The 26332-nt window shown below is 60.4% G+C and carries 25 protein-coding genes; 8 read left to right on the top strand and 17 right to left on the bottom strand.

The genetic code is table 11. The features are described from left to right. Positions 1 to 84 precede the first annotated feature (84 nt). Both E3T47_RS03780 and E3T47_RS03775 read right to left on the bottom strand, forming a co-directional pair. Positions 85 to 489, bottom strand: coding sequence for an aminotransferase class I/II-fold pyridoxal phosphate-dependent enzyme (locus E3T47_RS03780; RefSeq protein WP_134554450.1), 405 nt, complete (start codon positions 487 to 489; stop codon positions 85 to 87). Between the two features lie 21 nt (positions 490 to 510). After that, positions 511 to 1116: an aminotransferase class I/II-fold pyridoxal phosphate-dependent enzyme gene (locus E3T47_RS03775; RefSeq protein ID WP_134554449.1), complete on the bottom strand. Its 606-nt coding sequence runs from the start codon at positions 1114 to 1116 to the stop codon at positions 511 to 513. Positions 1117 to 1192: 76 nt separating this feature from the next. Between E3T47_RS03775 and E3T47_RS03770 the strand changes: the two genes are divergently transcribed. From E3T47_RS03770 to E3T47_RS03755, 4 genes are all read left to right on the top strand, one after another. Continuing rightward, positions 1193 to 2080 (top strand): MurR/RpiR family transcriptional regulator, encoded by an 888-nt coding sequence (locus E3T47_RS03770; RefSeq protein ID WP_166805606.1) that lies wholly within the window; start codon positions 1193 to 1195, stop codon positions 2078 to 2080. Continuing rightward, the gene (locus E3T47_RS03765) at positions 2080 to 3249 is read left to right on the top strand and encodes an amidohydrolase family protein (RefSeq protein ID WP_166805605.1); all 1170 of its coding nucleotides are present in this window, start codon (positions 2080 to 2082) and stop codon (positions 3247 to 3249) included. Before E3T47_RS03770 ends, E3T47_RS03765 begins: the two co-directional genes overlap by 1 nt. A gap of 86 nt (positions 3250 to 3335) precedes the next feature. Continuing rightward, the gene (locus tag E3T47_RS03760) at positions 3336 to 4484 is read left to right on the top strand and encodes a M20 metallopeptidase family protein (RefSeq protein ID WP_166805604.1); all 1149 of its coding nucleotides are present in this window, start codon (positions 3336 to 3338) and stop codon (positions 4482 to 4484) included. A 22-nt stretch (positions 4485 to 4506) separates the two neighbouring features. Next, entirely contained in the window at positions 4507 to 5859 is a 1353-nt protein-coding gene (locus E3T47_RS03755) for a type I glutamate--ammonia ligase (protein ID WP_134554441.1), read from the top strand. Positions 5860 to 6729: 870 nt separating this feature from the next. On the opposite strand, the gene E3T47_RS03750 is transcribed toward E3T47_RS03755, so the two are convergent. The 11 genes from E3T47_RS03750 to E3T47_RS03700 form a co-directional block, all read right to left on the bottom strand. Continuing rightward, on the bottom strand, positions 6730 to 7734 hold the full coding sequence (locus E3T47_RS03750; RefSeq protein ID WP_241981915.1) for a polysaccharide deacetylase family protein: 1005 nt from the start codon (positions 7732 to 7734) through the stop codon (positions 6730 to 6732). Further along, positions 7735 to 8511: an SDR family NAD(P)-dependent oxidoreductase gene (locus tag E3T47_RS03745; protein WP_241981913.1), complete on the bottom strand. Its 777-nt coding sequence runs from the start codon at positions 8509 to 8511 to the stop codon at positions 7735 to 7737. It lies immediately after the preceding gene. Beyond that, a complete protein-coding gene (locus tag E3T47_RS03740; protein ID WP_134554436.1) occupies positions 8504 to 9751 on the bottom strand; it encodes a CaiB/BaiF CoA transferase family protein in 1248 nt (415 codons plus the stop codon). The genes E3T47_RS03745 and E3T47_RS03740 overlap by 8 nt, the downstream gene beginning before the upstream one ends. Next, entirely contained in the window at positions 9748 to 11025 is a 1278-nt protein-coding gene (locus tag E3T47_RS03735; protein WP_134554434.1) for a methylaspartate ammonia-lyase, read from the bottom strand. The genes E3T47_RS03740 and E3T47_RS03735 overlap by 4 nt, the downstream gene beginning before the upstream one ends. Continuing rightward, on the bottom strand, positions 11022 to 11792 hold the full coding sequence (locus E3T47_RS03730) for an SDR family NAD(P)-dependent oxidoreductase (RefSeq protein WP_134554432.1): 771 nt from the start codon (positions 11790 to 11792) through the stop codon (positions 11022 to 11024). The genes E3T47_RS03735 and E3T47_RS03730 overlap by 4 nt, the downstream gene beginning before the upstream one ends. A gap of 32 nt (positions 11793 to 11824) precedes the next feature. Continuing rightward, positions 11825 to 12514: a cysteine hydrolase family protein gene (locus tag E3T47_RS03725; RefSeq protein ID WP_134554430.1), complete on the bottom strand. Its 690-nt coding sequence runs from the start codon at positions 12512 to 12514 to the stop codon at positions 11825 to 11827. A 96-nt stretch (positions 12515 to 12610) separates the two neighbouring features. Beyond that, the gene (locus tag E3T47_RS03720) at positions 12611 to 13771 is read right to left on the bottom strand and encodes an ABC transporter substrate-binding protein (protein WP_198416583.1); all 1161 of its coding nucleotides are present in this window, start codon (positions 13769 to 13771) and stop codon (positions 12611 to 12613) included. A 33-nt stretch (positions 13772 to 13804) separates the two neighbouring features. Beyond that, positions 13805 to 14839 (bottom strand): branched-chain amino acid ABC transporter permease, encoded by a 1035-nt coding sequence (locus tag E3T47_RS03715; protein WP_241981963.1) that lies wholly within the window; start codon positions 14837 to 14839, stop codon positions 13805 to 13807. Positions 14840 to 14842: 3 nt separating this feature from the next. Then, on the bottom strand, positions 14843 to 15739 hold the full coding sequence (locus E3T47_RS03710; protein ID WP_134554424.1) for a branched-chain amino acid ABC transporter permease: 897 nt from the start codon (positions 15737 to 15739) through the stop codon (positions 14843 to 14845). 4 nt (positions 15740 to 15743) lie between these two features. Then, complete coding sequence (locus E3T47_RS03705) at positions 15744 to 16451, bottom strand: ABC transporter ATP-binding protein (protein WP_134554422.1); 708 nt, start codon at positions 16449 to 16451, stop codon at positions 15744 to 15746. Further along, the gene (locus E3T47_RS03700) at positions 16444 to 17268 is read right to left on the bottom strand and encodes an ABC transporter ATP-binding protein (RefSeq protein WP_134554420.1); all 825 of its coding nucleotides are present in this window, start codon (positions 17266 to 17268) and stop codon (positions 16444 to 16446) included. The genes E3T47_RS03705 and E3T47_RS03700 overlap by 8 nt, the downstream gene beginning before the upstream one ends. 173 nt (positions 17269 to 17441) lie before the next feature. Between E3T47_RS03700 and E3T47_RS03695 the strand changes: the two genes are divergently transcribed. The 3 genes from E3T47_RS03695 to E3T47_RS03685 are packed head-to-tail and all read left to right on the top strand — an operon-like array spanning position 17442 to position 19505. Beyond that, positions 17442 to 18083, top strand: a complete 642-nt coding sequence (locus E3T47_RS03695; RefSeq protein WP_134554418.1) for a GntR family transcriptional regulator — start codon at positions 17442 to 17444, stop codon at positions 18081 to 18083. Between the two features lie 2 nt (positions 18084 to 18085). Further along, a complete protein-coding gene (locus E3T47_RS03690; protein WP_241981962.1) occupies positions 18086 to 19054 on the top strand; it encodes an HpcH/HpaI aldolase/citrate lyase family protein in 969 nt (322 codons plus the stop codon). Beyond that, on the top strand, positions 18999 to 19505 hold the full coding sequence (locus E3T47_RS03685; protein ID WP_134554414.1) for a MaoC family dehydratase: 507 nt from the start codon (positions 18999 to 19001) through the stop codon (positions 19503 to 19505). Before E3T47_RS03690 ends, E3T47_RS03685 begins: the two co-directional genes overlap by 56 nt. A gap of 1178 nt (positions 19506 to 20683) precedes the next feature. Here the strand turns inward: E3T47_RS03685 and E3T47_RS03680 are convergent. The 4 genes from E3T47_RS03680 to E3T47_RS03660 form a co-directional block, all read right to left on the bottom strand. Further along, positions 20684 to 20932 (bottom strand): hypothetical protein, encoded by a 249-nt coding sequence (locus E3T47_RS03680; protein ID WP_134554412.1) that lies wholly within the window; start codon positions 20930 to 20932, stop codon positions 20684 to 20686. 851 nt (positions 20933 to 21783) lie between these two features. Beyond that, a complete protein-coding gene (locus tag E3T47_RS03670; RefSeq protein WP_422386470.1) occupies positions 21784 to 22032 on the bottom strand; it encodes an aldehyde dehydrogenase family protein in 249 nt (82 codons plus the stop codon). Between the two features lie 30 nt (positions 22033 to 22062). Then, positions 22063 to 22458, bottom strand: a complete 396-nt coding sequence (locus E3T47_RS03665; protein WP_198416581.1) for a nuclear transport factor 2 family protein — start codon at positions 22456 to 22458, stop codon at positions 22063 to 22065. Between the two features lie 58 nt (positions 22459 to 22516). Continuing rightward, positions 22517 to 23224, bottom strand: coding sequence for an SDR family NAD(P)-dependent oxidoreductase (locus tag E3T47_RS03660; RefSeq protein ID WP_134554408.1), 708 nt, complete (start codon positions 23222 to 23224; stop codon positions 22517 to 22519). Positions 23225 to 23689: 465 nt separating this feature from the next. Here E3T47_RS03660 and E3T47_RS03655 point away from each other — a divergent pair, with 465 nt between their 5' ends. Continuing rightward, on the top strand, positions 23690 to 26167 hold the full coding sequence (locus E3T47_RS03655) for a molybdopterin oxidoreductase family protein (protein ID WP_134555055.1): 2478 nt from the start codon (positions 23690 to 23692) through the stop codon (positions 26165 to 26167). Positions 26168 to 26332 lie beyond the last annotated feature (165 nt).

The raw sequence follows: 26332 nt of genomic DNA, 5'->3' as shown, positions 1-26332 counted from the left end.
CGCCTGGTCGAGGATCGAACGCGCCTCGTGGCCCGTAATGCCCCCGTCGATCGTGGAAATCACGACCTTAAGCGGATCGTTCGCCTACCAGCCGGGAATCTCGTGGAACCGGTCGGATGCGATCGTGAACCGCCCGCGAATCCGCACCTGGTCACGAGGCGAATCCGCGAAGTCGATCGACCGTCGCACCCGGGCGGGCTGCGTGACAAGGGCGCGGCGGGCAAGGTCGAGCGAGGCCAAGAGTACGGCGCTCTCACTAGTCGACTGCACCGCTCTGTGGGCGCGGTTTATCAATGGCTCAAGCTGATCAGCGAAAGGCCCGTCGCCCAGATGGATCATGGCTGACTGGGTCAGCGAGCCAGCCTGCTTGTGAGTCGATGAGATGACGAGATCGGCTCCATTCGCAAGGGCGTTTGTCGGAAGGTCTGGATGGAAGCTCAGGTGTGTGCCCCCATGCCTCGTCGACCACGAGCGGGATGCCCGCGGCATGCGTTACCTCGGCAATCGCTGTTATATCGGAGACGAATCCGAAATTACTCGGCGACACCACATACACGGCCACCGGCGCCCTGACCTCCGCCTGCATCCGCACGATTTCCTGTCGTACGTCGGCGGCGGTCCCCCATGGGCGATGCCAAGGTTGTCGTCGATACACGGGCGGACGAACCGAGCGTTCGCCCCGGTCATCATCATCGCGTCGATCACCGAGGAGTGCACCGATCGTTGCACCAGTAGTCCGGTGCCGAGGCTGCGCCGGGCGATCGAGGCGACCTGATTGTCCTGGGTGGCCCCGTTTGTGAGGAACCAGGTGCAGCGAGAACCCCAGGCCTTCGCGGCCGACGCCAACGACCGGCCCAGCGCAGTGGGTTCCGGGCCGAGGTCAATTCCGCGGATCATGGGCATGAAGTTTAGCTCGGCCAGCCGTCCCCCGAAGAACTCGGTCACGGCCGTGACCCCGGCAGTGTCGCCGCCGTGGCCGGGTAGGTGTACTCGCTTGCAATGCCGTTCGGCGTAGGCCACGAGGGCATCGGCATATGGCACGCTCGACTGCGAATCGAACGGCGCGTCGCCTAAGTTCTGGGCGGTTGCGAGAACGGAACAAGCTGCTTCTGGCATGGATGACCTCGGGATCACGGAGCGAGTGGCACGTTACATTTCTGATCTAGTGGAGACATTGCGGTATGTTTGTTACATGCAGACGGTTTCGCAGCTCATCCGAGTGCATCTACCCGCCCTACCGCGTGCCGAGATGCTGGTTGCCAGAGCACTACTGGCGAACTATCCGGCGGCGGCCCTCGACACGGTAGCTAGCCTCGCAACCGATGCGGGTGTAAGCGCCCCGACCGTGCTACGCCTCATGGAGCGCATCGGCTTCGACGGATATGCAGCACTTCAGGGCGCGTTACGCCACGAGCTCTACGAACGTACACTCGCCCCTATCGAGCAGCTCTCGGACTACGGAGCAGACGAAGACCCGCTGATGCGCTCGCAAGCTATCTTTAGCCGCGGCATCGTCGAAACCTTCGAGACGATGAACCCCGTCGACTTCCATTTAGCTGTCGCGATGCTCTCCTCTGCGAAGAACCGTATCTATGCAACCGGCGGTCGTTTCTCGTCTATCCTCGCCAAGAACCTCATCCTGGCACTCGAGGTGCTGCGGCCGCACACCAACTACCTCACCGTCGAGGATCGCACCACGATGCTCGCCGACATCGCCTTAAATGATGTGATCGTAATCGTCGACCTGCGCCGATACCAGTCAAACACGATCGAGTTCGGCCGCGAGGCGAAGGCCCGCGGGGCAAAAATCGTGCTGCTCACCGATCGATGGATGAGCCCTCTGGCCGCGCAGTCCGATGCAGTTCTCACCTGCTCGATCGACGCGCCACATCCGCTCGACTCGATGGTGCCGGCGATGGCGGTCACCGAGGCTCTCCTGGCCGGAGTCGTGGACTCACTTGGAGACACCCCGGTGGAGCGGATGCGCCGCTACGACGCGGCCTGGGACAGCCTTGGCTTCAGCAACCGGTTCGGCTCGCGCTTCGAAGCGACCGACGACGCTTCCGGAGTCGCTCCCTAATGATCGCATCCGACGTCAGGCTCGTCGACCACCACTGCCATGGTCTGCTCTTCGACGCGTTGCCCGCCGACGAGTTCCGGCTGCTCGCCACCGAGTCCGATTGGCTCAGCATCGATGGCACCGAGACTCTCGACTCGCCGTTCGGGCTGGGCATCCGCTCGCGGTGTGCACCCTTGCTAGGTCTGCCGCGTCATGTATCTATCGCCGACTACCTGGCGCGGCGCGACGAGCTCGGCGCGCCTGAGGTCAACCGCCGTCTGATGGCGTCTACCGGCACCGACGTGCTGATCCTCGACACCGGCTTCACGGCATCCGATGTGGTGTCGCCTTCGTCGATGACCGTCGAACTCGGCATCGGTTCGGCCGAGATCGTGCGGCTCGAGCGCATCGCAGAGGAGTTAGCACCCTCCACTACCGCGTCCGGTTTCCTGGCCGACTTCCGGGAGGCGTTGCAGCGTGCTTCGGCGAGCGCGGTGGGTTTCAAATCGGTGATGGCATACCGCACCGGTTTCGACATCCCCGACTCGCCCTTCACCGCCGCCGAGGTCGAAGCAGCCGCCGCGGAATGGCTGACTGGCACCAACCCTGAGGTCGGGTACCGACTCGATCACCGGGTGCTGCTCGCGCACGTCGTCTGGGAGGCTGTCGCCCTCGCCAAGCCCATCCAGTTTCACGTGGGCTTCGGCGACAGCGACGTGCATCTGCACCTGTCCGATCCGACCCGTCTGACCGGCTTCTTCCGCGCCACCCACGCCTCGGGCGCCTCGTTTATGCTGCTTCACTGTTACCCATTTATCCGCGAGGCCGGGAGCCTCGCGCACATTTTCCCTCACGTCTACCTCGACGTCGGCCTCGTGAGCCACTACATGGGAGCGAGCGCCGGCTTCGCCGTGCGCGAGTCGCTCGAGATCGCTCCCTTCCACAAGGTCCTCTACTCTTCTGACGCCTATGGTCTGGCCGAGCACTACCTCGTGAGCGCGACGTCGTGGCGCAGTGCCATCTCGCGCATCGCCGATGAGTGGCTAGCCGACGATTGGCTGACTACAGGTGAAGCAGACCGCATCGTCGAGCTCGTCGCTGCCGGCAATGCTCGGCGCGTCTACGAGCTGGGAAACCACGGGCTTGACGATCGTGTGCTCGAGGCACGCCGGCTCGACGGCAGCCGATGAACGAGAAGCCATTCTTCGTTGATGGGATCGCGAGTGGCAGTTCACTCGCCTGCACGGCCGAGCAACTAGACGCCTTGGAGGAGATGGTGCTCGACACCCTGGAAGCGTTCCTGCCCGCGGCGGTGGAGTTACGCCACCGTATACACTCAGACCCAAGGCTCGGCGGGGACGAGTTCGACACCCGCGACGAGATCCTACGAGCACTCAGGATGCCAGGTGCGCAATTCATCCACGAGGGCTTCGTGCTGCGGGTCGGTGATGCGAACGGTCCGTCGATCGCGATCCGCTCCGAGCTCGATGCGCTGCCCATCCAGGAGCGCTCGGAGGTCCCGTGGCGCTCGCAGCGTGCGAACGTCGCCCATCTCTGCGGGCATGATGTGCACATGGCAGCACTGGTGGCGGTCACTCGGGCACTCGATAGTATAAAAATACCAGTACCGCTGTTGGCTGTGTTCCAACCGCGTGAGGAGACAATGCCGTCCGGCGCGCAGGATTTTGTCGACGACCCGACGCTGCTTGAACACGAAATCCACGCGATGATCGGGGTGCACCTGCAACCCGCCATACCCGACGGATCGATCTCCGCAGCGGCGGGGGCCATCAACGCCGCCGCCGACAATTTCGACATCCTCGTGAACGGGACACCGGCGCATGGAGCCTATCCTCACCTCGGCCACGACACCGTCCTCGCCGCCGCCGCCATCGTTCAGAGCTTGCAGCAGGTCGTCGCACGTCGGGTCGACCCGATGAATCCTGCGGTCATCACCGTGGGTCGCATCAGCGGCGGCGACTCACACAACGCTATCCCCTCTGAGGTGTTGCTGCAGGGCACCATCCGAAGCTATAGCCTGTCCGATCGAAAGCTGATCCACGGTCTAGTCAGGACGATTGGGTACTCCACCGCCGAGGCTTACGGCTGCACCGCCGACGTGCAGATCAGCGTTGGCGAGCCCGTGCTCCGTAACAACGCCGAGCTCGCCGTGGAGCTCACCGCTCAGCTTCGGTCTAACCACTTCGTCGAATCGGCGCCGGTGCGCTCGTGCGGGGCCGACGACTTCGCCTTTTTTAGCGTACACATGCCCTCTCTCATGGTCTTCGCAGGTACGGGCGACGGCGATCCACACTCGCCCGGCCTCCACCATCCGCAGTTCGCCCCCGCCGACACGAGCGTGCGACAGGTGGCCCGAGTGATGATGCTCGCCTATTTCGCAGCCTGCCGCACACTGCTCGCTTGATCCAGACGAACGAGGAGATTTAATGACCAGCATCCCACCCGCGGCTTCGCCCGTCGACCTCGGCGCCGTACGCGCGCTGATGATTTCGCATGTCGACAACGCCGGCGTCTCGCGACTCAAGGTGGTACCCGGTCGCAAAATCGAGAGCGCTGCGCGCAGCGGAACCACCGTTTCGCTAAGTGTCGCACTGCTCCTCGCGATCGATGATCACGCGTGCCGTACCGACGAGCTCGACTCCACTGTCGGCGATCTGAGGGGCATCCCAGACTTGGGCGCCGTCGCCCTAATCGATCCGATTTCTGGGCTCGCCTGGGCACCCTCGGACCTGCACGCGCTCGACGGCAGCCCTCATCCGGCCTGTTCGCGTTCGCTGCTCAGGCGTCTCGGCCAAGAAGCAAACGCCGACGGTCTCAACTTCGCGATCGGCCTCGAGATGGAGTTCACCCTTTTCACCGGCTCGGCCGACGCACCGGTGCTGGCACACTTCGGGCCGGGTTTCGGGGTGCGCCCTTTCCTCGAACTTGAGGCATGGTACCTGGATGTGCTGCGAGGACTTGAGCAGGCGGGGGTGCCGATCGAGCAACTGCACCCAGAGTACGGTGCCGGGCAGGTGGAGGTGTCGTTCGCCCCGCGCAATCCGGTCCGGGCGGTCGACGACTACCTTCTAGCGCGCCACGTCATCACCCGCATCAGCGCAGCGCACGGGTTGCTGGTCTCATTCCAGCCGGTCGCCAGCACAGCGACCTCCTCGAATGGCTGCCACATACACTTCTCGGCCCAGCGCGACGGGATAAACGTCTTTCACTCTCCGGGTGGATCATGGGGGGTGAGCAGTGAGGGCGGCCACATGATCGCCGGAGTGCTCGCTCACATGCCAGAAAGCGTCGCCCTCCTCGGTGGCAGCACCCTCAGCTTTGAGCGCCTGCAACCACACCACTGGTCGGGTGCCGCGATCTGCTGGGGCGTCGGAAATCGCGAGGTCGCTGTGCGACTCATGCCGGGCTATGCCGGTTTAGAGGCGACGCAAGCGAATGTCGAGGTGAAGTGCGCGGACCCCGCGGCGAACATCTACCTCGCAGTCGCAACAGTCATCGCCTCGGCACTCGACGGCGTGCGCACTAAAGCCCCGCTGCCTGAACCTGTCAACGTCGATCCTGAGCTTCTCACTGATGCCGAGCGTTTCGCGGTCGGTGTCACTCCGTTCCCGACCGACCTTAGCGAAGCGCTCGACCTGCTCGAGAAGAGCACGTTTGTTCGCGAGGCTTTTGGCTCCATTCTTCTCGACGCCTACGTTGCCGTACGGCGTCACGACGCAGCCACCTACGGAGCGCTTCCCGTTGAAGAGGCGGCCGCCCTGACACGCTGGAAACTGTAAGCCTAAGCGTGCCTGCGCTTCTTTGAGGCCAGCCGTCGCGAGGATTGCAGGAGATGGGGAGAGGTCCTCCCGTCCGAGAAACGACTTTCGGGTGAGAGCACGGTGCTCAAGAAGCAGTAGGCGACCTCCAAGGCAAAGTACGCGCACGCCGCAGCGGTATCAGCGGGCTTGCCAGAGCGACGGATCGGGAACTGGCCGACGACGGCTTCGAACCTGGCGCGAGATCGCCGATGGCTGTGGGCAGCTAAGTGTTCGGCGAAGCCGCACTGTTCGCTCGTGCGCAGGCGACCATCAACCATCGCTCACCCAAGACCGTCGTTGCGTTCCGGATCAACAACATCCAACCGTCGCTATGCAACGTGAAACGAACGACGAACCGAGGTCACGCCGGTCACGAGAAATGCCAATGCGGAGGCGACCTCGTCCACCGGCCATCATTAGCAAGCGACAAAAGGTCGGGCGCGACCTCCCCAGCGGCGAGCGCGGTGCAGCCATTCCGGTATCCAAGTGGTCACGGGTCCAACACATGTTGTAGTGGGTGAAGCAGGGAAGATCGGCGCAGATACTGGCGAGACTTTAGACGCCGAAGCCCCGAGAGTGCCCGGGGGGCTTCGGTCATGATCTCGGCTGTGGCATTGCGGTTCCTTCTCCGAAGGATACTTAGGTTCTAAGTGAGGAGAAGCAGAGCAGGTAGCGGTACGCCCACGCCCACTTCCAGCCTAAGATGACAATCACCTGTACGCCAGAGGGCAAGCCCGGTGCGTGCGCGGTAGGGAAATCCGGTCAGGTTGCGCCGATGTCGCAGGCTACCCCAATGTCGGCATCGCTGACATACGAGTATTTCTGGAATCTGCCTATCAGCGTTCATCGTCACTCAGTCGGCGCGGGAACCTGCTCTGCGAACTTCTCAGCAATGTCGATGCGGCGCATAAAGGCGACGTCGTCAAACTGCTTCGCATAGTCGATGAAGCGAGCCAGGGCATCTGCGCGAGCTGGATTCCCGGTGATACGCGGGTGCAGGCCGATGGACATCATTCGACCCACATCATCGCCGTCATTGCGCAGACGGTCCAAGCTTGCCTTGGCGGTCTCGAAGAAGTGCTCGGGGCTCGCGTATCCGGTTCCAACAACGTAACGCGCGTCGTTGACCACCAGCGAGTACGGCACGACCAAATGGTTGGAACCGTCCACCCGGGTCCAGTAGGGAATGTCTTCGTTGTACGTATCGGAGTCGTACACGAATCCGCCCTCCTCCACAACGAGATCCCGCGTGTTGACACTCATCTCTCGGCAATACCAGCCAGTGGGACGCTTGCCCGTCGTCTTCTCAATTGAGTCGATCGCGCGCCTAATGGCCTCGCGTTCGTCCTCGCGGGTCATTTCGTAGTGATTGCTCCATCGGTAACCGTGGCCAGCCGCTTCGTCGCCACGGCGAGCGAGCTTCTCCGCAACCGCCGGGTTGCGCTCGAGCGCCACGGCGGCCGCAAAGAATGTGACCGGAATATTGGCGGCGTCGAAGATCCGGAACAGACGCCAGATCCCCGCACGGGCACCGTATTCGTACATTGACTCGACCGCGAGGTCGCGCTGGTCGTCAACGGCGAACGGGAGTTCATACATTCCGTCGTTGACGCCGTCGCCCATCGCGAAAGATTTCTCCGAACCCTCCTCATAATTAACGACGACCTGGATCGCGACCTTCGCATCATTCGCCCAGCGAACTCGGGGCGGAAATTCGCCGTATCCGATCAAATCGCGGGCTGGCCCGGGAACATCGGCAACGTCGGTCTGACGGAAAAACTGCGAATTATGGGACATAGTCTCACTCCTTTGGTGTTTGTGTACTGGGTTGGTATTCGGCGCGAGTTCACGCACCTAGTCGAGCCCGGCAAGGTTGCGGCCGCCATCCACGACCAGAAGTTGACCGTTGACGTAAGACGCCTCTTGACTGGCGAGGAATCGATAGACGTACCCGATGTCACACGGTTCTCCCACTCTCCCGGCAGGTATTTTCTTGGCCACAGCTTCCACCCCGGCGGGGCCGAGTGAGTTGACGGGATCGAGCGACTGCGGGGTTCGGATAACGCCCGGTGCGACGGCATTGGCCGTGATCCCGTCGCCACCGAACTCCACGGCGAGCGACTTCACGAGCCCGACAAGTCCGGCTTTTGCTGCGGCATAGTGGGAATGCTCGGGCCAGCCCGAGACTGTACCCGCAACCGATGAGGTCGCGAGCAGCCGACCATATTTCTCGCGCTGCATGGACGGGATCGCAGCCCGGAAGCAGCGCCAGGCTCCGTGCAAGTCGACCTCCATTACGGAGTTCCACGCCTCGTCGTCCAAGTCGGCGAGGCTCACGGTGCGCGCAATTCCGGCATTGGCGACCACAATGTGGACGGCCCCGAACTCGTTTTCGGCGGCTCTCACGAGTCCTTCGACATCCGCAGTGGATGAAACGTCGACGGGGGCGGTGATCGCCCGGCGACCCGCTGCCTCGACGGCGGCGACGACGGGGCGAATGTCGTGCCCGTCCGGCGGGTAAAATGCGAGCGCGACATCGGCTCCAGCCTCCGCGAATATTCTCGCGGTTGCCGCCCCAATGCCTGAGGCGGCGCCAGTGATTAGGGCCACTCGCCCCGTAAGGTCAAACATCAGCATCTCCTGTTTCTGTTACCGCCGGGGATACGGCGGAGCTATGTGCGCCGAAAGCGCCAGTCTCACGCAGCTCGCGAATTTGCGTTTCGGGGTATCCGAGCAGGTTGCTCAGAATTTCTGGGCCGTCTTCATCGCGGGCGGGAGCTCGGCCCCGTGCCGTCAGGAGCGATCCGACCCGCGCCGCGGTAGCGACCTGCACGATGGTCCCAAACCGAGGATGCTCTGTCTGTACGAGCATGTCGCGCGCTACGGTGTGCGGATCCGCGAGCGCCTCGCGGACCGTGTTGACCGGACCGCACGGTACACCAGCTGCGGTGAGCTTTTCGATCCAAGACATGGTGGTGTCGGATCGAAATGCCGCCTCGAGAATGTCCGTCAACGTTTCTCGGTTCGCGAGCCGTGTCGCGAAGCTGTCAAATCTAGCGTCCATGGCCAATTCTGGTCGGCCGACGGCAGCGGCCAATCGTGACCAGAACTTCTCCTTTGCGCAGGCCACCACCAACCAGCCATCCTGAGATGGGAAGGCTTGGAATGGCACGATGGACGGATGAGCGGAGTGATGCGTACGCTCGGGCACGAAATCACTATTCAGCGCCCAGGCCGCGGGGTAGGTCAGCATCGAAATCGCGGTGTCGAAAAGACTCACGTCGCAGTCCATGCCCACGCCGTCTCGCCGGGCCGCGTGGAGACCCGAGAGGAGGGCGATGGCCGCGACCAATCCCCCTGAATAATCGACGACAGAGAGCCCCGATTTGGTTGGCGGGCCGCTTGGTTCGCCAGTCAGGTCCATCCATCCCGCGATTCCCTGCAGGAGATAGTCGTAACCCGGCTGCGCGCTGCGAGGACCTGACATCCCAAATCCGCTCAGGGAGCAGCAGACAATTTTGGGGTTGAGATGCTTGAGGGCCTCATAAGTTATTCCGAGCTTGCTCGGCACGTCGCCGCGAAGGTTCGAGTAAACGGCATCACTGTTGCGAACGAGGTCTTCGAAGACCCGGCGGCCGCCCGAAGTGGAAAGGTCGAGGCTAATGCTCCTCTTGTTGCGGTTGAACGCTTCAAAAAAAAGACTGTCTTCGCCGTCCTGGAGCGGAACCACATAGCGCCCGACGTCGCCGCCGCTGGAGGGGTCTTCAATCTTGATTACATCGGCACCGAGGTCCGCGAGGTGCAGGCTGCCGAATGGCCCAGCGCCGTACTGTTCGATGGCGATTATTCGGACGTCCTCGAGTGGCCTCATCCGGCCACCGCTGAGGGAGGCAACTCCGAGGTGCTCAATCGTGCAGCGGCCAGCGCCGCTGTTCGCACCATTTCGTTCCCGATAATCATGAGCCCCTCGTCGACGCCCATTCCGGGTTTGGCGAGAACTTGGTCCGCCCCGCACGCCATAGCGACATGGGCGCACGCGCGCCCCGATATATCGGTTTCGTTGCAGGTCCCACCACAAAACGCAGCGAGGCCGCTTGCCCGGACGAGAAGTAGCGCGGTGATCGTGTTGTTTATACCGCCAAGGTCCGGCGTCTTGACGTGGATCACGTCAGCGGCCCGAGCCGAGACGAACGCCTCAATGTCCTCGAGGGTGTTGCACCACTCGTCGACGACCAGTTCGACTCGGATTGAACGTTTAGCAAGCAGGGCCCGCAGCGCTGTGAATACCCCGATCTGAGCATCCCGACTGCCGGCGTCGATAGGATGCTCGATACGCAGTTTGAACGGTGACGCACACTTCTCCAGCTCGCCAATGTAGTCCGCAATGCGATCCAGGTCGTTCGCGAATGCGATCCCGATTGTCCCATACGTGTCAATGTGGAGCCGCGGGTTGTAGTCCGGATTCAACCGAACCGTCCGGATGCGCTTGCTTAGCCAGCTGACGTAATCCTTGAGCAGTCCGCCGTCAACGCCGAGCTTGGTCTCGACGTTGTTGATTAGGCCGTGAGGTAAAACGTCGACTTCTTTGAGAATCATCTTGTCGACATTTATCCGACGCTCGTCGCCCGTTTGCGCGTACAGCGGCACCGGTAAAATCTCGATCCCTGTGTCGTATTCGTCCCGCACGATCTCGGCCATCGTCACGCCATGCGTCAGCGAGGTGGCATGAAGGAGGGCCTGAGTCACCCCGTATCGCACCGAGGCGGGGAGGCGGTCTGGATCATGCGGGTCGCCATCAATCTGCTCCGCCAGTTCGCGGAAGCTGTAAAGCTCGCGACCGACAAGCGCAGGAGCGACCCGTTCGGAAATCTGCCGGATCGCAGCGTCAGCGTGGAAAACCCTTTCGCGCCCGCCTGCTCCAGAATATTGAACTTCAGCGCAGTCACCGACGCCGACTTGTCCGTCGGAGAGCACAATCATCACCGAGACCGATTCCCCCGGTTCGCGCACAGAACGAAATCCGGGGGTGACCGGAGATCCAGTGTACAGAAAGCCGTCGTGCCCGGCTCCTGCGCGAATAGCCATCTGATCATCGCGGTAGAAACCAGTACGGCCGGGCACGCAGATGACATCGACAATCCTCACAGCATCACGTCCCCACCGTTTGGCCCCAGGGTTTGGCCTACGTAATAGGAGCCTCCAGCTGAAGCAAGTAGAACTGCCGTAGGCGTGACCTCGTTGACCTCGCCGAATCGTCCGATGGGCAATTCGGCCAGCTTTGCAGTGCGCCACTCCTCCGTCTCTGAATCGAGTAGTGGAGTGTTGATCGGACCGGGGGCAATTGCATTGACGAGCACACCCCTCGAAGAGACCTCGCGCGCGAGCGCTTTCGTGAAACCAATAACACCCGCTTTGCTGGCGGAGTAGTGAGCTACTTCGGCGCCACCAATCTGGCCGAGCTGGGAGGCAATGTTGATGATGCGGCCGTCTCCGCGTTCAAGCATCCCGCCGAGGAAGGCCCGAGTGCACAGGAACGTACCACGGAGGTTCACCCCCATCACGAAATCCCACTCGTCAACCGTCATGTTCTCAACAAGCGCTTGAGTGAAAACCCCCGCACAATTGACGAGCACATCTACTGGCCCCAGGCTGCTGGTTACCGCACCGGCAAGTTCGGAGACGGCCTCAGCGACGCCCACATCAGTGCGAAAGAACTGGGCCGTTGCACCCATCGCCTCCAGCTCATCGAGCACCAGTTTCGCGTCTGCCTCACCGCACAAGTCGACGACTGCCAGATGCGCGCCTTCTCGTGCAAAAGCGAGTGCAATCCCGGCGCCGATACCAGAGGCCGCGCCAGTCACAACTGCAACCTTGCCTGTTAGTAGTCCTTGTCCTGTCGCAACGGTATTCATTGCTCTCCTCAATTCAATTCGATTGCTGGCGTCTAACTGGTGAGGGCAGCTGGACTGCCTGCCCATACCGTTCGAATTTTGGCTTCCGTTGCCGTGTCAAAACGGTGGCGCATGAGCAGCATTGACGCGTCGTGCTGCGCCGGATCGTCACTGGCGACACAGTCCTCGGCGAGAACCACGTAGTAGCTCGCAAACATCGCGTCGCGAGCGGTGGATTCCACACAACCCTCTGTTGTGCATCCGGTGACGACCACCGTCTCGATACCGTTACTGCGCAGCAGGAGATCAAGATTGGTTCCCCAGAACGCGCTGGACCGATACTTGCGCACGACGAGTTCATCGCCGACCGGAGCGAGCTCGTCGACGATTTCGAATCCAGGGGTGCCGGGACGGGTATATGTGAGGGGCTGAGTTCCGGAGCGGGCATCCGCGTGCATCCGCAGGTTAAATCGAATTTGCGCCGGCGAGTCGCTGGCTCGCCCGGGCAGCGACGTGTTTTGGATGTGTACCACGAGCACGCTGTTTTCGCGGGCGCTTGTCAGAAGTTCGTGCAACCTGGGGCGGCTCCTGCGATACATGCTCACGTCGACTCCCATGAGACCGAAAACGCCATCCGGTTCGATGAAGTCTCTCTGCATATCGACAACGAGGAGCGCGGTATGCACAGGATTGACAAGCTCTTCGAGCTCGGTATAAACCTGCTTACCTTCGACGATTATCACTTCTCTTTCTCCTTTTTTTTAAGAGCGCCCGAGCGGCGAAGAGCTCACGTTGGGCGGCTCAGCGAGGTTGCTGCTGAGCCGCCCAACGACGCGGGGTTAGGGCTCGATCACCTTGACGAACGTCGTGACCTCGTCGACAATTCGCATGATGGAGACGGCCTTGCTCGGCTTACGCGACCCCTCGGGGTACGAGATTGTGCCCGTCACCGCAACGAGATCCTGGGTGCTGGCGAGAGCATCCTTGACCGCTGCCGGGTCGCTATCGTCGGCCGCACGTTTGAGTGCGTCAGCGATGAGGTTCATCGTGTCGTAACCCAAAGCGGCAAATGCGTTCTCGGGACCCGTACCGTATTCCTCGGTGTAAGCTTTGACGAAATTTTGAACAACCGCATCTTCGCTTTCTAGCGAGACGTGAGTGGAGAAGTAGACGTCTTTCGAGTTGTCGCCCGCGACTTCAGCGACCAGCGGAGTGTCGTAGCCGTCACCGGAAACGATGGGCTGCGTGAGCCCCGCTTCGCGGATTTGCTGAGTAATGATTCCGGCCTCATTTGGGATTGCTGAGACGAACAGCACGTCAGGCTGCGTCGGCAGCGCTTGAAGTCGTGCAATCTGCGCCGAATAGTCAGTGTCACCCGACTTGTACGAATCTTCGAGGACGATCTCGCCACCGACTGCGATGAAACGCTCCTGGAAGAAGGTGTTAAGCGCGGTCGTGAAGTCGTACGCCTGGTCAACGAGTGCCCATGCAGTCTTGGCGTCCAACTCCTCCATCGAGTAGTTCGCGATTGCCTGTGCCTGCAGGTCGTCACCGTAGCAGGCCATGAACATGTAATCACCGACCTGGTCGGGCAGCGTCGGGAGGGTTGCCCCGGAAGCAACGAACGGGATGCCAGCGGCTTGGGCGATTGGCCCGGCTGCCAGCGCGAAGGTGGAGTCATTTGTTCCGCCGAGCGCCACCGCGCCGTCGTTCTCTATGAGCTCGGAAACGACATTCGTCAGAGTCGTTGTGTCGGAGGCGGCATCCGAGAACGCGACGCGAATCTGCTTTCCGTTGATACCACCCGCCTCGTTGATTTCCTTCGCGGCAAGTTTGAATCCGTTGTAGGCAGGCTCGTCAATTGATGCCTGCGACCCGGTGATGCTGTAGACAGCGCCGACAACAATCTCGTCGCTGTCGCCACCGCCGCCGCCAGCGGAACAACCGGCGAGGAGCATCACAGCGCTCACGCCGAGGGCCATAAATCGGATATTTCTCATTGTCATGCCTTTCGTGGTGTTGTGGGTGTGCGATTACTGCTGTGGTGCGTCAACTGAAGCTGGAGTGGCCGGCTTCTTCATGAACCACGTCGAGGGATGAAGCTCGCGGTGACCCATGAGGCCTTGCCGACGGAAGATCATGAACGCGATAAGGGCGGCCGCGATAATAATTTGTGACACACCGGGCAGATCGAATCTGCGCTCTAGGTCTCGCAGAATCACGGGCAGGATTGTCATGATGATGGCTCCAATAACGGAACCTGTCACGCTGCCCGATCCGCCGATGACAAGCATGATCACAATCAAGAAGGTCAGATCAAAGGAAAAGGTGGGCGGCGTTATTGCCGTTAGTTGGTGGGCTAGCAACGCGCCACCCACCCCGCCGAAGAATGCACTCATGATGAACGCAACGAGGCGAATCCGGAAGACGTGCACACCGCGGCTCGCCGCGGCCACGGAGTCATCCCGCACGGCAATCATCGATCGACCGAAGGGAGAGTGCACCATTCGCCAAACGACGAAGATCGTAATGACGGCCCATCCGAACGCCCACCACAGATTGGTCTCCGCGTTTAGACCGCTCAAGCCGCGAGCACCGCGGGTGACAGGCTCCCAGTTGCTCGCGATGCTCTTGACGATGATCAGCAAACCGAGGGTAGCCACCGCGAGATAGTGACCGCGAAGTCGCAACACGACTAGGCCGACCGGCAAAGCAATAATCGCTGCGAGAATTCCACCGAACACGGTCGCCAGCGGGAAGGGGGATACAAACTCCTGGAACCAGACCGGCAGCTCCGCGAGCTGAAGGGCTCGCGCGGCAAGCGGCATAGTCAAGAGCGCCGAGGTATAGCCGCCAATGGCCATAAATGCCGCATGGCCGAGGGAAAAATCCCCCGTAAAACCGTTTGTAAGGTTGAGGCTGGCCGTCAGAACAATGTAGATCCCGATTAGTTGAAGAATTCGCAAGTAATAGTTATTGAGCGTCGCGTCCGCAACTCCGAGGAGAATCACGAGTAGAACGAGCCCGCCGAGCAGGACGACATTCTTGCGCGTAATGATGCTTTTCATCACTTATGCCCTCTCAACCTCGGAGGCACCAAACAGGCCGTTCGGCCGAACGAGCAGAACAATCAACAGGAGCGTGAAGACGAAGGCGTCACGGTAGCCCGAGAACTCCGGGGGCAGAAAGCCGACGAATCCAATTTCGGCGACCCCGAGGAGCACCCCTCCGACTACTGCCCCACGAATCGACCCAATCCCGCCGATGACGGCCGCCACGAATGCTTTCACGCCGGGGAGGAAACCCATGAAAGGGTCGATGATTCCATACCGCGAGGCCCAGAGAAAGCCAGCTGTTCCGGCGAGAGCAGAACCGAGAACAAAAGCTGCGCCAATTGCCCAGTTGACGTTGATACCGATAAGTCGCGCGGCTTGAAGATTCTCGCTCGAAGCTCGCATCGCCATGCCAGTCTTCGATCGATTTATGTAAAGGGTCAGGAGCACCATGAGAACGATTACCAGAGCAAAGGTTAGGACATCCAGCTGAGTGAACCGGATACCACCCACATTCATGGTCTTTGTGAGGTCGCCTGGGAGACTGAATGCGCGCGGCTGAGGACTGAGCGCCAATACCGTTGAATTCTGTATTAATCGGCTCACACCGAGGGAAGTGATTAGCATCGCAACTTCCGGCGCCCCTCGTAGCGGCTTGTACGCGGTTCGTTCGACAATCAGGCCCATGACAGCCATGAGCAGGGTCGGGATCATGACAGCGAACAAAATCGGGACGACCGTTGCGCTTATGAAGATGCTCGAGACGTAAGCACCGAGCATCATGAGGTCTCCGTGCGCAAAGTTGATGAGACGCAGGATGCCGTAAACCATTGTTAGCCCAATAGCGAGGAGGGCGTAAATGCTGCCCAAGGCTAGCCCGTTCACCAGCTGTTGCAGGATGTAGTTCATCGTCATCGGATTAGTCCAGTCCCAGGTAGGCCGCACGAAGTTGTGGGTTGTTAATCAGTTCGATCGAGGGTCCTTCGACGGTCACGGTTCCCGTTTCGAGCACATAAGCTCGATCGGAAATGCGCAGGGCCTCATTCGCGTTTTGCTCGACCAGAAGAATCGTGGCGCCTTCGTTTCGGAGCTCAACCACGACATCGAAGATCTGCTCGACGAGCAGAGGAGCGAGTCCGAGTGACGGCTCATCCAGGAGAAGAAGTGTTGGCCTGCTCATGAGTGAGCGAGCAATAGCTAACATCTGCTGTTCACCACCGCTGAGGGTTCCTGCCCGCTGCGACTTACGTTGCTCAAGCACCGGGAACATTTCGAACATCCGCTCCATATCGATTTTCACACCGGCAGCATCCTTACGGTTGTATGCACCAAGTTTTAAGTTCTCGGTGATCGTGAGGCGTCCGAAAACCATTCTTCCCTCCGGCGAATGGGAGATGCCGCGAGTCACAATTGCTTCAGGGGAAAGTCCGACTATCGACCGGCCTTTGAACGATATTTCACCGGACTGTGGCTTGAGCATTCCAGAGACAGTCCGCAGAGTTGTGGTCTTTCCTGCGCCGTTGCTCCCGACGACGGTGACGATTTCACCCTCGTTGACCGTCAGGCTGAGCTTAGAAACGGCGACAATCTTGCCGTAGGCGACGAAAAGGTTCCGAATCTCAAGCATCGTGGGCTCCCGCTCCGAGGTAGGCCTCAATCACGGCAGGGTGCTTTCGGATATAGGACGGTTCACCGTCGGCAATGAGCTGACCGTAGTTCAACACCTGAATCCGTTCACACGTGTTCATGATGAAGTGCACATTGTGTTCAATGAGCATGATGGTGAGCCCGAACTCGCGGTGAACTCTCTTGATGAGTTCCATCAATTCAATCGTCTCCGTTGGGTTCATCCCCGCTGCCGGCTCGTCGAGCAGCAATAGTTTCGGCTCGAGCGCCAACGCGCATGCAATTTCAAGCCGCCGCTGAGCGCCGTAAGGCAATCCGTCACCCGGCAAATTCCGCACGTCGTCCAGATTCAGCAACTGAAGTAGTGTGCGTGCCTTCTGCTCAGTGCGGAATTGTCCGGAGCGGTATGCCGGCGTAAAAAAGATCGTTGATAGCAACGACGGGGATTCGTGAAGTCCCAGTGCGACTTTCACATTGTCGATGACTGAAAGCCCCCGAATGTTGCGAATGTTCTGAAACGTGCGAGCGACTCCGGCGTCGGCGAGCACGTGGGGTTTCGCGCCAGTGATGTCACGGCCCTCAAGCACTACGGACCCGGTCGTGGGCCGTACGAGTCCGGTGAGCAAGTTAAAGAGAGTAGTTTTGCCAGCGCCGTTGGGGCCAATGATCCCCAAGAGGCGGCCCTGTTCGAGATTCAGGCCGAATCCGCTAAGCGCGGTTAGCCCGCCGAAAGTCACACCGAGGCCAGCGACCTCCAGAAATGCACCTTCGCTGGCTGTTGCGGCGCTCGCGCCGGCAACACCTGTCCCATTGGCCATGCGTTCGAATCCTGACGTCGAATCGGTTATCGGAAGTCCTTCTTTGATTCCGCTGCCAAACCTACACTTATGAACACATCTTGTATATCAGTTGTTTACGCAGTCGAGGGAGACTATATTCAGCATCCTCGGTTGTTAGGGATAGTCGTTAATAATGGCAAGCGAAGGAAGGAATGTGGGTGCCAGCTCAACGGGACAGTGACATTGCTTATGCGACCCTGCAAGATATGATCGTTGACTTACGTCTTCCGCCCAGCACCTTCATCAACGAAAGCGCGCTTGCTAGCGAACTGGGGCTTGGCCGCGTTCCGGTGCGAGAGGCTCTTGCGCGACTCGCGAAAGACAGGTTCGTCACGATCATGCCCCGGCGTGGCACGGCCGTGACCCCGCTGACGCTGCCGGATGTCCTTGACATATTCGAGGCACGCGAAACGATTGAGTGCGGTGTTGCGTACATTGCGGCCGCACGCGCGAGTGAGGAAGATCTCGCGGCACTGCGCACTCTTGTAGAGACCGTCGATCGCGACCGCGAAAGCACAGACTACGAGCAGTTCCTTCTCGATGACCACGCCGTTCACGTCAGGCTCGTGCACATTGTACAGAATGTGCTGCTCCAGGATGCCGCCGACCGCTTGTTGCTGCACAGCTTGCGATTCTGGCGAATGCACTGGAAGAACCGGCCACCGTCAAAGGATGCGATGCTTTCGCATGCGGACTTGTTAAGTGCGCTCGAAAGCAGGGATCCTTCTCGTGCCGAGGCCGCCATGCGCGATCATCTCACCACGTCGCGCCAGCTCGTACAGATCCTTTTTTGACGATGACTCCTCCCGGTATCCGCCGAATCCTGCGGAGTTATCTCTATGTACCTGGCGGCGCGGGTCGACGACTCGACTTGGCAGAAGGGCGGCAAGCGGACGAAGTTAGTGCCGACCTTGAAGACTCGGTAGTGCTCGGCCGCAAATCGCGCGCCCTGACGGAAGTCCTCGCCTGGTTAGATTCCGAGCAGGTTACCCGGAACGCCGATGGCCGGGTGGTGGAGCGATGGGTCCGGGTGAATGCCTGCGATACAGGGCTCCAGGAGTTGAACAAACTCGCGACGGCACACCAACGGGGAGTTGTACTGCCGAAAATCACCTCGTCGGCCAATCTCACCGCGGCCGACAAGGTGATCACCAAAGCAGAGAGAAAACAGGGCCTCTCCCCAGGCGCGATCGCAATTAAGCCTCTCATTGAAACGGCCGAGGCAATAATCAACATCCTTCCGATCGCCAGGCCGCGAGTGATCATGCTGCAGCTCGGGGAAGCCGACCTCGCCGCGGACGTGGAGATGGAGCCCGGTGCCAATTGTGAGGAACTTTCGACTATTCGGTCGAACGTTGTTGTCACGTCTCGGGCCAGCGGCCTGGCAGCCCCCGTCGGCCCGGTTTCAACAGATTATTCAGATCTTCAACTTTTCCGCACGTCCACTGAAAAGTTGCGCCGGCTGGGGTTCGTCGGTCGCGTAGCTATACACCCCGCTCAATTACGTATCATTCATGAGATATTCACACCCTCGGCTGGCGCGGTCGAGTCAGCCAGAGAGTTGATTCGTGCCGCAAAAGTCTTTGCAGACGCCGGTCAAGGGGCGTGGGTTGGGATTGACGGCAAAATGGTCGACGAGGCGGTAGTTCGTCACGCGAGACGGATTCTCGACCTAGTCGCGCCGAGCGAGAGAGAGAGAACTAAAGGAAATGACAAAGCTTCCAAGTTGGCGCGGACGTTTCTTCGAGGATTTTGTCGTGGGTGAGGTGTACCAGCACGCGCTGGGCCGAACGGTCACACAGACGGACAACTCGTGGTTCACCCTCTTAACTCAAAACACGGCCCCGCTACACTTCGACCATCACTACGCTGCACAGACAGAATTCGGCAAGCCGCTAATCAACTCGACCTTCACGCTGGCGCTAGTAACGGGGCAGTCCGTGAGCGATATCTCGCAGAACGTGATGGCGAACCTTGGCTGGGATGAGGTTCGGTTGCCTAACCCGCTTTTCGAGGGTGACACGGTCTATTCTCGATCCGAGGTTCTTGAGGTACGCGAATCTGCATCTCGACCCAACGTTGGTATCGTGACTGTTTGCACGACGGGCTATAACCAAGACGGAACGCCGGTAATCAGTTTCCGACGCACGGTCATGGTTTACTGCAGGGGACAAGGTCCCAGTATCCCCGCGGTTCTGCCTCGTCCGACGGCCTGATGCTAGTCGTAGATTTGGTTAGGTGGTCTGCGCCGCTCGTCGCAAGTTGCCAGTAATCACTCCGTTCGCACTCATGCGCATGAGTGCACCGATAGGGTCCTGCCGATCGGCTGCAACCGGAGTAACCTTCCGTCAACCGGAGGGCTGAACAAGTGCGGCCCGTTCGCACGGGTTGAAACCGTAAATATTCTGTGATTCGGGAACGGGAATGGCGGAAGGACTCTCAACGGAGACTCGATGCTTGCGCACCAGCGCTCAAAAAAGCCAGGTCTCATCAGAGCCCAAGTCCAGAAAGGCCTATCCGGAGACTCCTGTGTAAACCTTTGGGCTTGTTCCGTGCCATGCTCGGGATAGCAGCAACGGATGACACAACAACATCACTAATCGTAGGACCCTCTGCGCGTCAAAACGACGTCGCGCGCAACGACCAACATTTATCTAAATGACCGTCTGCCATTCTGTTCGTCGACCACGTAACGGCAAGATTCAAGCGACACCGCAAAGCGCAACCGCGCGATGAGCCGCTCTTCGAACATCCTCGATCATCAGGCCGATCCGGGGCTCACGTCCAATCACCTTCTGCATCGCGAATTGCGTGACGAGCGACTCAACCGGCACGCTCCGCTTTCTCCGGTGGGCCCTCGCTTTGTTCTCCGTCTCCGCGTCGACGCGAAGCCGCACACTGTGGCGGTGCACGTGCGCCACGACGGTTACCACGAGGTGGTTTAGCCGCTGCTGTCGCTCGAAGCGCGTGACCACGGCCTTCGTGCTCCGCACTTCGCACGGCAGTCGCAACGTCGCGGCTGATCAGCAGGTCGACCCGGCGCATCCGCTCTGCGACTATCTCGACAGCTCGGGCGTAGACGATGGTCTCCACCGGAACAGGAGGAAGCCCGATGCGTGCTCTTGACGATACGTAGGCCTCGGCGAACTCGTGCATGCGGGCACCGTTCTTGAGCATGTGCTCGGTTAACGATGCGACGAACACCGTGAACTGCCGCAGATGCTCGGGCCGCGATGGGTCATTGAAATAAGCGTCTCCTTCGCGCGCGTTGGTGCGGCGTTCGGCCGCGGTCGTCGCACGCAATGGTTTCCGCGGGAGACCGGCCCGACTGAGGCTGCGCTTGAGGCGTCCTGCTGCAGCGTTGGCTTCCAGTTCGGATTGGTAGATCCCAGGATCACTCCGCCGGTTGCGGTGCACCCCCCGCACGGCGCTCCTTGTTGCGCTCGGCCCACTGCCGAGTGATCCGCTTCGTGTGGTCGGGGTCAGCATCCCGTCTCGCGGCGGCCGAGGCGTTCACCTCGTCGCGGTGGGTCTTGAAGTAACGGTCGTAGTACTCGCGGACTTTCTCGCGGTTCGCCGCCACATACTGGCGCCGCTTTTCGGAGGTTAGCGCAGACGGCTGACCCACCGGCGGTGCGTTCATGATCGTTGCTAGGCGGTAGGCGGCGGGGCCAGCTCGATGACCAGAGCCAAGAGCTCCGAGCGATGCGCCGTCGGATTGGTGATCACACGCCCGACCGCGACGCGCAGCCAGTCAGCATCCGCGTTCGCAGCGACGGGCTCCAGGCAGTACGCGATGTCATTCTGGAGGTTGTGGTCATCATCATCGATCGCGACCTCCGAATTTCGACCAGCCCGACGAAGTACACCGCAGCGAGCCCATACAGGACCGCGAGAAGCATCGCGGGCACGCCCCATTTGAGACCGCGCCGCGAGTGGCTGGCGTCGATCACGATGTTGGACGGCATCAACCGGCGCAGAAAGAGTAACTTCGCGCGGTGACGGCCAAGATCAATTCCAACATGGCGCGGCCTCTCGGGTGTTGTCATCGCAGTTAGCGATGGCGCGCAATATCAGTTATCTGAACAATTTTTAGATCCTGATGCTCGCGGGTGGAAGCCCCGCGTCACAGGTCGCTCCCGGTGCGTCGACAGCAGGCCTCCCGACAGCCTCTGCGCTGCTTAAAGTAGGGAACGAGCGCGGATGGCGACAAAGTTTGCGTGCCATCGACGGCGTCGACGCGACCCTCCAGAATCAGTTCGGTGCGAGCACGCGCTTCAAGCACTAAATCACCTCGGTCGAGCCGCTGAACAGCACGGTCATCTTGCGGGCGCGAATATGCGCGCGACAGGCTTCAATCGCAGGACCCGCCATTTGCCGTGGCCATCGCGCCGAAGGTCGTGCCAGTTCACTATGGCTTCGGCCCCTTTCGATCGCATCCGGGCTGCAAGAAGTCACCCGGGGGGCCTTCAACGCGGTAGGTGCGTCCGAGGTCTAGTTTGCGGTGGCCAAGGGGTCGGCGATGCCGACATAGCGGGTCACCAAGTATTCTTCGATGCCATCGAAGCCCTCCTGGCAGAGCCCGAACTGCTTGACTGCACCAAACGGTGCCGCCTGATTCGAACCGATGCCCGTATTCACGCCGAGCATGCCCACCTCGAGTTCCTCGGACAGTCGCAGCGCACGGTTGAGATCCAGGCTAAGGACGTACCCAACTAGACCGAATTCGACGACATTAGCCAGTTCGATGGCACCCGCTACGACGAGTCGCTGCTACTCGACTTGTGAAACGTGGTAGTGGCTGATGAGCCAAGAAGCATCGACATATTGCAAAACAGCCGTCAGGTGTACGGGAATGACGACACCGTCAGGATGGGTGAAGTCGACGTCGACATAAGAGATCAGTGTTGTGTCGGAGAGCTGGCGGTGTTCCAGTATTTGGAACGCGGGGCTGAGACCCACAGGCTGGCTGTCGTAATAGGTGATCACACCAAGCCTGCCAATCGAATGCGTCGGCGCGACGCCCTGAAATAGAGCGTTTTCGGTGAAGTAGGACGCGACACGTTCCGGCTGATGTTCACGGATTCCATTTGCCCACCCATCCAAGACTTCCGTCAAGATGCGAACTCGAGCGATGCTATCAAGAGCGGTCATCGGTTTCTCTCCCATGCGTTTTTCTATCGTTGAAGACGAGACGGCCAGCGCAGCCTGCTCGTCGAATCATGACTCAGCTTCCGGCGCTTTGTCCGCCGTCAATGTGCAGGATCTCGCCCGTGACGAACGGGGCCTGTTCAAGGTAGAGGACGCCATGGGTGACATCATCGATCGTGCCAATCCGTCCGACCGGGTGCCAGCCTGCGAGCATTCCGTGCGTTTCTTCCGGGTGCATGGGGGTGTGGATTACTCCCAGAGAAACGGCGTTAACGCGGATACCGCGGCCGGCGTACTCGATCGCCAGGGACTTCGTGACGGAAGATAGCCCACCCTTGGTCAACGAGGCGAGAGCAGACGGAGCGCTTGAGTTCGCGAATTCAACAAGCGTTGTTGTCACGTTCACCACGTGGCCCGCTCCCCGTTCGACCATCTGCGCGATGGTCTTCTGCGTAATGTGGAAAAATCCCCCGAGGTTCACCTGAAGAATGTTGTTGTAGTCCTCCTGGGTGTACTCAGTGAATGGCTTACCGATAAAGATTCCGGCATTGTTCACGAGGGTGTCAACTCGGCCGAACTTCTCCATCGCCGTGCTGACGACCATCCCGGCCACATCGGGGTCCGAAATATCTCCCGGTACCGTAATGACTTCCGAGTGTTCGGACGCCTTGATGGAACGTGAATTGGCCACGACAGAGTAGCCGAGCCCGCGGAAGGCGGACACCAGACCTGCTCCGATGCCTTGGGAGCCCCCGGTGATGATGGCTACTTTGCGAGTTTTCATGGTCAGAATTCCTCAGCGGTAATCAGTCGACAAACGTCGTATCGATTTTAGCCGACAGGTCATACTGGAACAGCCGCGGCGGAAGTGCTCCGCGAGATTTGCCGACGACTGCGCCGCCGAACCTCAACAACAAAGACTCGCCTCCGGTCGGTCGTTATGCTCCCGTGCATTGACCGCTTGAAACTGTCCGCGATACTGGCCCTGTATTCGGTCGGCGTTGACACGTCAACGCCCACGAAAGATGCAACTGCTCGGGCGTCACCGTGGAGGGTTCGGAGTGTGATGCGTGATCATGTTGTCTCCTCCTTTGGCCCGCACGTCGGTAAAGAAGTCAGTGTGGTACCTGTGAAGACAACCCGCACAATATCGTTTTGCCACAGAGCACTCTAGAAGAATCCCGTCGTGACATTGATCTGGACCGCTAGCGGGCGCAGACTACAGATCAGAGCGGAAGAGGGCGTTGTCATGGTGGACAGGATCGGCGACATCTGGGGCACCAGGACGCCCTTTGCCCGAGGCCAGAAGTGGCCGGTGCGTGTTGATCAGAAGTTGGCTGATGGCCTCGGTGAGGACGACGTCGATCGTTGGGTGCAGTCGGCTTGCACGCTGTGCAGCAATGGCTGCGCGTGCGACATCGCGGTGAAAGACGGGCGGATGGTCGGAGTGCGGGGTCGAGCCATCGACACCGTCAATCATGGGCGACTCGGGCCGAAGGGCCTCTTCGGCAGTTGGCAGGGTATGTCGAACGGCGACCGGCTGACTCGTCCGCTCATCCGAATCGGTGGCGAGTTGGTCGAGACCGACTGGGACACGGCGATGTCCCGGATCGTCGAGCGAAGCAGGCAGCTTTTGGCGGACAAGGGTCCGCTGAGCCACGCGTTCTATACCAGTGGCCAACTGTTTCTCGAGGAGTACTACGCGCTGGCAATTCTCGGCAAGGCCGGTATCGGCACCCCGCACATGGATGGCAACACCCGATTGTGCACGGCGACCGCGGCTGCGGCAATGAAAGAGAGCTTTGGTACGGATGGCCAGCCTGGTAGCTACGCCGACATCGACGAGTGTGACGCGATGTTCCTGTACGGGCACAACATGGCTGAGACGCAGACGGTGCTGTGGGCGAGGGTGCTCGATCGGATCGCCGGGTCCGACCGGCCACGTATTGTTTGTATCGACCCGCGCGAGACTGAGGTGGCGCGGGTCGCGGACGTGCACCTTGCGGTGCGTCCAGGGACGAACCAGGCGCTGATGAATGGTCTGATCCGGGAACTGTTCATGAACGGATGGATTGATGTGGCCTACATCGCGGCCCACACCATCGGAGTCGACAGATTGCGGGCCGTCGTGGAACCATGGACGCCAGAGGCAGTAGCTGAGACCTGCGGTGTCTCGGTCGATGATGTGCGAGAAGCTGCACGAATTTTCGGTACGAGTGCTCGGGTACTCTCCACCGTTTTGCAGGGCTTCTACCAGTCGGCGCAAGCAACCGCGGCATCTTGTCAGGTGAACAATATGCACTTGCTGCGAGGAAAGCTCGGCGCGCCAGGAAACGGGGTGCTGCAGATGAACGGCCAGCCCACCGCGCAGAACAATCGGGAGTGCGGGGCGGACGGAGACCTCCCCGGATTTCGCAACTGGGAGAATTCGGAGCACGTCAGCGAGCTCGCGACGCTGTGGGACGTTGATATTTCGGTCATTCCGCACAAGGTCCCCCCAACCCATGCGATGCAAATCTTTCGTTGTGTCGAGCAAGGCAGCATCGAGTTTCTTTGGATCTCGGCGACGAACCCGGCGGTCTCGATGCCGCAATTGGAACGTATCCGCGCCATCCTCGGCCAAGAGAGCGTTTTCCTCGTCGTGCAGGACCTCTATCTCACCGAAACAGCGTTGTATGCCGATATCGTGCTGCCGGCCGCGGGCTGGGGCGAGAAAACAGGAACTTTCACCAACGCGGATCGTACGGTGCATCTCTCCGACAAGGCCGTCGAGCCGCCCGGTGAGGCAAGGAGCGACCTGGACATTTTTCTTGACTACTCGGCGCGGATGAATTTCCGCACGAAGTCGGGCGCGCCACTCCTCGACTGGGCCGGGCCGGAGGATGGATTCCGCGCTTGGCAGGACTGCAGCCGAGGCCGCCCGTGTGACTACACCGGCATCACCTACAAGCGACTTCGAGGAGGAAGCGGCATTCCGTGGCCGTGCAACGACGAGCATCCGGACGGAACAGTTCGACTCTACGGTGACGGCGTCTTCGCCACCGAGCCAGACGAATGCGAAACGTTCGGCCATGACCTACTTACCGGTGCCTCGGTCGGTGAGCAGGCGTTCCGTGCGCTGAAAACTCACGGACGCGCCGTTTTCAAGGCTGCACCCTACGCGCCACCATCCGAAGAGCCGGATGCCGACTTCCCGCTAAGCTACACGACCGGTCGCACGGCGTACCAGTTCCACACGCGCACTCGCACCGGTCGTGCCCGGCAGCTAAACAACGCGGCACCGTCGGCGTGGTTAGAGATCTCGGTGTTGGATGCTGGCCGTCTCGATATCTTGGAGGGCGACACTGTACGAGTCACCTCCCGTCGCGGTGAACTTGTCGTTCCCGCCCGCGTCAGCAACGTGCGCGAGGGTACGGTATTCGCACCGTTTCATTACGGCTATTGGGATTTGGGACGGTCCGGTCCGGACGGTCACCCCACCGCAGCCAACGAACTGACGATGACGGAATGGGATCCGGTATCCAAGCAGCCCCTGTTCAAAAACTCGACCGTGCGTGTGGAGAAAGTAGCGGACCGTACCGGGCCGTCCCCGGCTCCAACGACCGCAGCATCCCGGCCTGCAGATTCCGGCAGCGTGCCGGCTACTGTCGGCGGCGGGGACGCCGAAGCGGACGAATCAATGTTTCCGATCAAGCTGCCCGCCGTCGCACCCGAGCAGGGAGACTGATGCTATTTTCTGCGTGCCCCGAAATGCTAGCGACGGCCAGCCAGTACTTTGCCAACTCATTCCGCTAGGTCGCGGCAGAACACGGCGATGAACCGAAGGTTCTGCTGCTCAGATGGCAGTTTCGTTCTCTATCGGCTTGCTTCTCCTCTCAGTATTCACCCTCTT

This window comes from Cryobacterium ruanii (assembly GCF_004404055.1).
In the GTDB taxonomy this organism is placed as follows: domain Bacteria; phylum Actinomycetota; class Actinomycetes; order Actinomycetales; family Microbacteriaceae; genus Cryobacterium; species Cryobacterium ruanii.
This window is presented reverse-complemented; position numbering and strand designations above follow the sequence as displayed.

Coding starts and splice junctions, on each gene's coding strand:
- E3T47_RS03700 (WP_134554420.1), bottom strand. CDS start 17,268: ATGGCCAATGGGACAGGTGTTGCCGGCGCGAGCGCCGCAACAGCCAGC.
- E3T47_RS03720 (WP_198416583.1), bottom strand. CDS start 13,771: ATGAGAAATATCCGATTTATGGCCCTCGGCGTGAGCGCTGTGATGCTC.
- E3T47_RS03755 (WP_134554441.1), top strand. CDS start 4,507: ATGACCAGCATCCCACCCGCGGCTTCGCCCGTCGACCTCGGCGCCGTA.
- E3T47_RS03655 (WP_134555055.1), top strand. CDS start 23,690: ATGGTGGACAGGATCGGCGACATCTGGGGCACCAGGACGCCCTTTGCC.
- E3T47_RS03740 (WP_134554436.1), bottom strand. CDS start 9,751: ATGAGGCCACTCGAGGACGTCCGAATAATCGCCATCGAACAGTACGGC.
- E3T47_RS03710 (WP_134554424.1), bottom strand. CDS start 15,739: ATGACGATGAACTACATCCTGCAACAGCTGGTGAACGGGCTAGCCTTG.
- E3T47_RS03770 (WP_166805606.1), top strand. CDS start 1,193: ATGCAGACGGTTTCGCAGCTCATCCGAGTGCATCTACCCGCCCTACCG.
- E3T47_RS03775 (WP_134554449.1), bottom strand. CDS start 1,116: ATGCCAGAAGCAGCTTGTTCCGTTCTCGCAACCGCCCAGAACTTAGGC.
- E3T47_RS03660 (WP_134554408.1), bottom strand. CDS start 23,224: ATGAAAACTCGCAAAGTAGCCATCATCACCGGGGGCTCCCAAGGCATC.
- E3T47_RS03665 (WP_198416581.1), bottom strand. CDS start 22,458: ATGGGAGAGAAACCGATGACCGCTCTTGATAGCATCGCTCGAGTTCGC.
- E3T47_RS03685 (WP_134554414.1), top strand. CDS start 18,999: ATGACAAAGCTTCCAAGTTGGCGCGGACGTTTCTTCGAGGATTTTGTC.
- E3T47_RS03765 (WP_166805605.1), top strand. CDS start 2,080: ATGATCGCATCCGACGTCAGGCTCGTCGACCACCACTGCCATGGTCTG.
- E3T47_RS03745 (WP_241981913.1), bottom strand. CDS start 8,511: ATGTTTGACCTTACGGGGCGAGTGGCCCTAATCACTGGCGCCGCCTCA.
- E3T47_RS03715 (WP_241981963.1), bottom strand. CDS start 14,839: ATGAAAAGCATCATTACGCGCAAGAATGTCGTCCTGCTCGGCGGGCTC.
- E3T47_RS03780 (WP_134554450.1), bottom strand. CDS start 489: ATGCCGCGGGCATCCCGCTCGTGGTCGACGAGGCATGGGGGCACACAC.
- E3T47_RS03690 (WP_241981962.1), top strand. CDS start 18,086: ATGACTCCTCCCGGTATCCGCCGAATCCTGCGGAGTTATCTCTATGTA.
- E3T47_RS03695 (WP_134554418.1), top strand. CDS start 17,442: ATGTGGGTGCCAGCTCAACGGGACAGTGACATTGCTTATGCGACCCTG.
- E3T47_RS03730 (WP_134554432.1), bottom strand. CDS start 11,792: ATGAATACCGTTGCGACAGGACAAGGACTACTAACAGGCAAGGTTGCA.
- E3T47_RS03680 (WP_134554412.1), bottom strand. CDS start 20,932: ATGAACGCACCGCCGGTGGGTCAGCCGTCTGCGCTAACCTCCGAAAAG.
- E3T47_RS03705 (WP_134554422.1), bottom strand. CDS start 16,451: ATGCTTGAGATTCGGAACCTTTTCGTCGCCTACGGCAAGATTGTCGCC.